The organism is Mycobacterium sp., assembly GCF_052144515.1.
GTDB lineage: Bacteria > Actinomycetota > Actinomycetes > Mycobacteriales > Mycobacteriaceae > Mycobacterium.
This window is the reverse complement of record NZ_JBKQQD010000245.1, coordinates 1-6277: the sequence shown is the minus strand read 5'-3', so window position 1 is coordinate 6277 and position 6277 is coordinate 1. Positions and strand designations below refer to the sequence as shown.

The 6277-nt window shown below is 64.7% G+C and carries 7 protein-coding genes and 1 pseudogene; 5 read left to right on the top strand and 3 right to left on the bottom strand.

What is annotated here, in order from left to right; genetic code table 11:
* Positions 1 to 1140, bottom strand: a 1140-nt coding sequence (locus ACLP9N_RS16800; RefSeq protein ID WP_442408484.1) for an amidase, incomplete at its 3' end; no start/stop codon positions are given.
* Between the two features lie 105 nt (positions 1141 to 1245).
* On the opposite strand from ACLP9N_RS16800, the gene ACLP9N_RS16795 reads away from it, so the two are divergent.
* Positions 1246 to 1827: a TetR/AcrR family transcriptional regulator gene (locus tag ACLP9N_RS16795; protein WP_442408483.1), complete on the top strand. Its 582-nt coding sequence runs from the start codon at positions 1246 to 1248 to the stop codon at positions 1825 to 1827.
* A gap of 9 nt (positions 1828 to 1836) precedes the next feature.
* Here ACLP9N_RS16795 and ACLP9N_RS16790 read toward each other — a convergent pair.
* Positions 1837 to 2432 (bottom strand): annotated as a pseudogene (locus ACLP9N_RS16790) (TetR/AcrR family transcriptional regulator).
* 92 nt (positions 2433 to 2524) lie between these two features.
* On the opposite strand from ACLP9N_RS16790, the gene ACLP9N_RS16785 reads away from it, so the two are divergent.
* Together ACLP9N_RS16785 and ACLP9N_RS16780 are read left to right on the top strand one after the other, a co-directional pair.
* Positions 2525 to 2929, top strand: coding sequence for a DUF4345 domain-containing protein (locus ACLP9N_RS16785; RefSeq protein ID WP_442408482.1), 405 nt, complete (start codon positions 2525 to 2527; stop codon positions 2927 to 2929).
* 5 nt (positions 2930 to 2934) lie between these two features.
* Positions 2935 to 3759, top strand: coding sequence for an SDR family oxidoreductase (locus tag ACLP9N_RS16780; RefSeq protein ID WP_442408481.1), 825 nt, complete (start codon positions 2935 to 2937; stop codon positions 3757 to 3759).
* A 184-nt stretch (positions 3760 to 3943) separates the two neighbouring features.
* Here ACLP9N_RS16780 and ACLP9N_RS16775 read toward each other — a convergent pair whose 3' ends face one another.
* Positions 3944 to 4558, bottom strand: coding sequence for a TetR/AcrR family transcriptional regulator (locus ACLP9N_RS16775; RefSeq protein ID WP_442408480.1), 615 nt, complete (start codon positions 4556 to 4558; stop codon positions 3944 to 3946).
* Positions 4559 to 4675: 117 nt separating this feature from the next.
* On the opposite strand from ACLP9N_RS16775, the gene ACLP9N_RS16770 reads away from it, so the two are divergent.
* Together ACLP9N_RS16770 and ACLP9N_RS16765 are read left to right on the top strand one after the other, a co-directional pair.
* On the top strand, positions 4676 to 5923 hold the full coding sequence (locus ACLP9N_RS16770; RefSeq protein ID WP_442408479.1) for an NADH:flavin oxidoreductase/NADH oxidase family protein: 1248 nt from the start codon (positions 4676 to 4678) through the stop codon (positions 5921 to 5923).
* A partial coding sequence (locus ACLP9N_RS16765) for an SDR family NAD(P)-dependent oxidoreductase (protein ID WP_442408478.1) occupies positions 5920 to 6277 on the top strand: 358 nt, incomplete at its 3' end. The genes ACLP9N_RS16770 and ACLP9N_RS16765, both read left to right, overlap by 4 nt.

The following is a 6277-nucleotide window of genomic DNA, read 5'->3' as shown; positions in this document are numbered from 1 at the left end:
TCGACGCGCCGCGTCGCGGAGCAACCACGCGCGATGGCTTTGGATCGTGCCCCGCAGTGCGGCTCCGGCATCACCACGGGGATGCCTGAGCGAGCGCAGGGCAAGGGCGCTGCCGGAGCGTGGGCTGATCGTGGATCTGTCGACCGAGAAGGCGGCCATGACCAGGCTCAGGAAGAGCTCGTGTGAGGTGGCGATATCTACCGGGATGCTGGCGGGGTGCTCAACAACCTGTGCGCCGACTGAGCGCAGCGCGATGACGGCGTCGTCGATCGCTCGGCGGACGTCTTTGTCGATGGGGCAGTCGGGTTCGTCGGCCCATACCGCGACCCGGAAGTCCTTGAGCACTGTGGCCCGTGGCGGGGCGAGGGTGTACGAGAACCCGCCGTCGGGATTCAGCGGGCCGACGGTGGCTTCCAATGCGGGAATGATGTCGCGGGCACCACGCGCCTGCACCCCTGCACACGCCATATCGGCTTCGCCCCACCGTCCAGGGTTTCCCGGCCCACCGGGGATGTGGCCGACCAATGGAACAGACTGCCATGTCGACTTGTGTCCGTAGAGGCCACAGAAGTGAGCCGGAATCCGGGTGGAGCCGCCGATTTCCGACCCATAGTCGAAGCTCGTCAGCCCGGCCGCGGTAGCGGCGGCGCCGCCGCCGGCTGAACCGCCGGATGTGCGTGAACGATCCCACGGGTTGTTCGTCCGGCCGAACACCGGATTGCTGGCCTGCACGTCGGCATTGCCGGTGGGCATGTTCGTCTTGCCGACGATGATGGCTCCGGAGCGACGTAGTCGGGCGACGGCCTCGGCGTCCTGCGTCGGCACATGGTCGGCTAGGTCGGGTCGACCGCAGACCGTGCGCATACCCGCCGTCTCATAGCTGTCCTTGACTGTGATTGGCAGGCCATGCAGGGGTCCGAGGTCATCTCCACGCGAGCGTGCCGCGTCAGCCTCAATTGCTGCCCGTCGCGCGGCGTCCGCGTCGATGGTGACGATCGCGTTGAGCGAGCCGTTGTGCGTGCTGATTCGCGAGAGATACAGCTCGACCAGTTCGGCGCTGGACACCTCCCCGGCGGCGAGCGCCGCGAGTTGTTCAGTTGCCGTTAGCCAAGCGAAATCGTCTGGGGCCAAGGAGGACACAATCATCTCTTTCTACTGGTGAAGATCGCCAGAGACTCGATTGGTATACCGTTCGGTCTACCGACTAAAAAGCACAGTAGTAGACCGAATGGTATATTGCAAGCCATGCGAGTACGCGAACGGCTCACGTCAGCCACGGCCACGCTGATGCAGCGACACGGAGTCGCCGGCACTGGGATTGCGGAGATCCTGTCGAGCAGCGGCGTGACGCGACGGTCGATCTATCTGAACTTTCCCGGCGGCAAGGCCGAACTGGTCGCCGCGGCGACGCGGTCAGCGGGCGATGAGCTGACGACTCTGTTGCGTGGCTGTATCGAGCAACGGGATCCCGTCGGGGCGTTCACCCGCGTGTGGAGCGAAATCCTGGTCAGTACCGACTTCGAAGGTGGCTGCCCAGTCGTGGCGGCGGCGTTCAGTCGCGATGAAGCCCCCGAGGCGGCCAGCACCGCAGCCGATGTGTTCGCGAAGTGGGGTCAATTACTCGCCGACAGGCTCAGTGAAGACGGCATTAAACGCTCTGCAGCCCAGTCGTTGTCGACGACGGTCGTCGCCGCGCTCGAAGGGGCGGTAATACTCTCCCGCGCCGCGCAGTCGACTGCACCGCTCGAGCAGGTCGCCCGTCACCTCAACGAACTCATATCCCAGCACCGCCCGGCTGCAACCCGAGATCGGCGTCGCCGGCGGTAGCCCCCACCGTCATTGGCTCATCGCTTGGTCGATGAGCGTCGTCGCCGCCTTGCGTGCGTGTGTCCAGGGAGCGGGGTCGTCGAGCGAGGTCGATAAGGCGGCTGCACCTTCGTAGAGAAGGCCGAGTTGGTTGCCCAGCAGTGTGGGGTTGGCCGCTCCGGCCTGCCGGGCCAGCTTGATCAGGCCCTTGATGTAGGCGCGATGTGTTCGTGGACGATGTCTTGAACTTCGGGCATGACCTCGGACGCCTCGACGGCGGCATTGTGGAAGGGACAGCCGCGCATCTGCCCGTCCGCTGAAGGGGTCTCGAACAGGGCGAGTATCCGCTCGCGCGGTGTGTGGATGGCGGCGTCCGGGCCGGGACGGATGGGGTCACCGACGCGTTGCTGAATGCAACGCAGGTACTCCTCGACGACGGCCGCTTTACTCGGAAAGTGTTGATAGAGGGTTCGTTTGGACACCGACGCTTCGCTGGCGAGTCGTTCGACCCCGGTGGCGTTGATGCCCTCGCGATAGAACAGGTCGGTGGCCGTGTTGAGGATGCGCTGTCGTGCGCCGCGGCCGCCGCGCCCATCGGTGGAGCGTGCCTCACGCTTGGTGGTCATAAACCTAAGGATACCGATAGGTTTACATCGTGCGCAAAGGCGTGTAGCGTCGGCCGGAAGTTAGTACACCGATCGGTATACAAGGAGTGAGCGTGAGGCAGCAAAGTAGCGACAGCCGGCGAAGATTGCAATGGACGCTCGGGGTGCTCGCGGCGATACCCGTGGCGAGCGCAGCCGGTGAGATCCTTCGAGGCCCGCAGGGGGTGCCGGGCGGCTCACCCGATGTGACACCGACCGTGGACAGTTCTCTCCGATACGCCAACGTGTTCAAATTCGCGGTCGGACCTGTCATCTGGTCTCAACTCGGACGAGTCGAGCGTTCGCCGGCCTTGTCTTTCGCGGCGACAACCATCGCCATTGGCGGCCTGGTGCGGCTGAGGTCATGGCAGCAACGCGGGCGACCGCACCCCGTCACCGTGGGGGCGGTCGCCCTCGAGACTATCGGAGTGCCGATCCTTCTTGCCTGGCAGCGGCGCCTTTCTGCGAAGGCGGTTTGAAACAGATGCCTTCCGTACTGGTTACCGGCGCAGGCAGAGGAATCGGTCTGGCGATCACCGAGCGCATGAGCCGGCGAGGCTGGAACGTCTACGCCACCGCTCGATCCGCCGCCGCCCTCAACAGCCTCGACCGCCTGCCCAATGTTCACGCGATCGCGCTCGACATCACCGACCGGTCCGCGATTGCAGCACTTCCCGATCAGCTTCCCGCTGAGCTGAACGGCGTCGTCAACAACGCGGGCATCATCGTCAACGGGCCGGTCGAGGGGTTATCCCTCGATGATCTGACACAGCAACTCGACATCAACGTCATCTCGCAGATCGCAGTGACGCAGGCGGTGCTGCCGAAAATTCGTAACGCCCGGGGGCGGGTGGTATTCATGTCGTCGGTCAGTGGATTGTTCACCACACCGGGCACCGGCGCCTACAACGCATCGAAGTACGCGATCGAGTCCTTGGCCGATGCACTCCGTATGGAGTTGCGTCCGTGGCGCATTCCCGTGTCACTCATCGAGCCAGGGCCGATCCGTACCGATATGTGGGCTGACGCGCTCGACGACTACGACCGCATGACCAAACAACTCAGTGACGAGCATCGCCGACTGTATGCGTCGCACCTCGCTGGGAGTCGGAAGTTGCTGGGACGTCTGCAAAAACTTGCTGCCGATCCCAAAAAGGTCACGAAGGCCGTCGATCACGCGCTGACATCGAGGCGTCCTAAGCGTCGCTACCTGCTAGATTTCGTCAGTCGCGCCCAGAAAGCCGTCGTCGCAATTACGCCGACCGCGGTGAACGACGCGGTTCTGGCAGCGGCAACCACATCGAGATAACTATCAACGTTTTTCATCAGAGTTGGGCCTCATCCCGGCCAACGGCAAAGTGCATCAGCATCACCGTGTGGGATAGTCAGGCTTGTCCTACGTTTGCGTAGGCGATGGTGGTTGATTCGATGGCGGCAATCCTGCCGGAACGCGATTGGTGTTGTGCGAGTGAGGGATTTGTCACCACGGCACTTCATCCCGATCCACCGGGGCGCGGCACAGACGGAGGTCGCTCACAATCGAGGAGCATCTGTGCGTTCAGGATGCCGGATGTGAGTATGTCGTCGGAGAGTTGCCGATCGGAGACGGCGCGTGCGAGTTGCAGGGTGGCAACGAGAACCGTGAACAGCCCGAGCGCGCTGGTGCGCGCGGCGGAAGGGTCGTGTGGCGACAGGTGCGTTGCGATCACGTCGACGATGGATTGCATGCCCTGGGTGTAGGAATCGCGGATGGCGTCATCGCAGCGGCCGATCTCATCGAGCAGGGCGGCGGAGGGGCAGCCCGTGCTCGGATCGTCCCGATGACGTGGCGCGAGGTAGTCGCGCACGAATTCCTCCAGCGCCGCCCGGCCCTCCGGTAGCGAGGCCAGGACGGCCCGCTGGGTACTCAACTGGTCGGTGACCACGTTGGCGACGAGATCATCCTTGGACTCGAAGTGCGCGTAGAACGCGCCGTTGGTCAGCCCCGCATCAGTCATGAGCGCAGCGACACCTGAACCGTCGATGCCGTCCTGCTTGAAACGTCGGCCTGCGGTCTCGATGATCCGCCGCCGTGTCTGGGCTTTGTGCTCTGCGTCGTACCTGGCCACTGCTCATGCCCTCCGTCGTCACCTGAAAGTCGCCCTAGCGCATCATAGCCGATTAACTTATAGTCATAATATTACAGCCGTACGCCAATAACGTCTACAGCAAGGGACGACCACGCGATGACTTCTCCGCATGACCCACTGCCGCTGCCCTGCGGGCAGGTGCTCCCCAACCGCCTCATGAAGGCCGCGATGAGCGAAGCGCTGGCCGACTCGGCGCACTCGCCCGATACCCGGCTGGAGCGGCTCTACCGCACGTGGAGCCAAGGCGGCTACGGGTTGCTGGTCACCGGCAATGTGATGGTCGATCGCACCCAGTTGGGCGAGCCCGGCAACGTGGTGATCGAGGACGACCGTGACCTGGACGCACTCACTCGGTGGTCGAAGTCTGCCCATGACGCCGGCGTTCCGATCTGGGTGCAGCTCAATCACCCGGGGCGTCAGTCCAACCCGCTGGCGCTGGGCCACATCCCGGTGGCCCCGAGTGCGGTGCCGATGAGTCTTCCCGGTTCGCCGACACCGCGCGAGCTGACCTCAGCCGAGATTGAGGACATCATCGAACGATTCGTGACGGCAGCCGCAGTCTGCGAGACGGCCGGATTCGACGGCGTCCAGGTCCATGGTGCGCACGGCTACCTGGTCACACAGTTTCTGTCCCCGCTGACCAATCTGCGTGACGACGAGTGGGGCGGCGACCCTCGGCGACGGATGCGGTTCCTCCTCGAGATCGTCCGCCGAATCCGCGCCCGGGTGTCGCCTGGGTTCGCGGTGAGCGTGAAACTCAACTCGGCGGACTTCCAACGCGGCGGATTCAGCGAGGACGAGTCACGCGACGTGGTGGCTGCCCTGGCCGGCGAAGGCCTCGACATGATCGAGATCAGCGGCGGCAACTACGAGTCGCCGGCCATGTCGGGCTCCGCCGCGGCCAGTACACGCGACCGCGAGGCCTACTTCCTCGATTACGCCCGTACGGTGCGCCAACTGGCAGGCGATGTGCCGCTGGCAGTCACGGGTGGATTTCGGTCACGCGCAGCCATCCAAGAAGCCCTGCGGGCCGGTGACTGCGATGTCGTCGGACTCGCCCGTCCGACGGTCACGACCCCCGACGCCGCAGCCGCCATCCTGTCGGACCGCATAGACGTGCTGCAGACCCGGGAGTTGCGCTACGGGATGCGCCGGGTACTAGGCAGATTCGTCGACGTCAAGGCAGTCGACGGCGCGCTCAACATCAGTTGGAACACCGATCAACTGCACCGACTGGGCGCCGGCCGTGAGCCGGACCTCGATCGAGGTCGGCTTGCCACGACGGCCGCGATGATTCGCCGCAACGGTGCAGCCTCGATGCGCCCCAAGCGGGGTATCCGATGAAGCGTCCGTCCTACGACCTGCGCGGAAAGGTCGTCCTCATCACCGGGGGAACCGGCGGCATCGGCAGCGCAACCGCACGTGAACTCCTCCGGCGGGGCGCGAGAGTGGCGATCGTGGACCTCCACCCCGAGACGCCGCAGATCGCCGAGCGCATGTCGTCGCACTCGGCGATGGGGGTCGTCGGCGACGTGTGTGTGCGCAGTGACCTCGACCGCGCCGTCACCGAGGTCGTTGACCGCTTCGGGGGCGTTGACGTCGCCATCGCCAACGCGGGCATCGTGTCTCGCACCGCCACACTGCGCACCACCCCGACGTCGTCGATCGAGACTCTGCTCGCGGTCAACGTCACCGGAG

Excerpts from the sequence above, each read along its gene's own strand:
- ACLP9N_RS16770 (WP_442408479.1), top strand. The coding sequence starts at position 4,676 with ATGACTTCTCCGCATGACCCACTGCCGCTGCCCTGCGGGCAGGTGCTC.
- ACLP9N_RS16795 (WP_442408483.1), top strand. The coding sequence starts at position 1,246 with ATGCGAGTACGCGAACGGCTCACGTCAGCCACGGCCACGCTGATGCAG.
- ACLP9N_RS16780 (WP_442408481.1), top strand. The coding sequence starts at position 2,935 with ATGCCTTCCGTACTGGTTACCGGCGCAGGCAGAGGAATCGGTCTGGCG.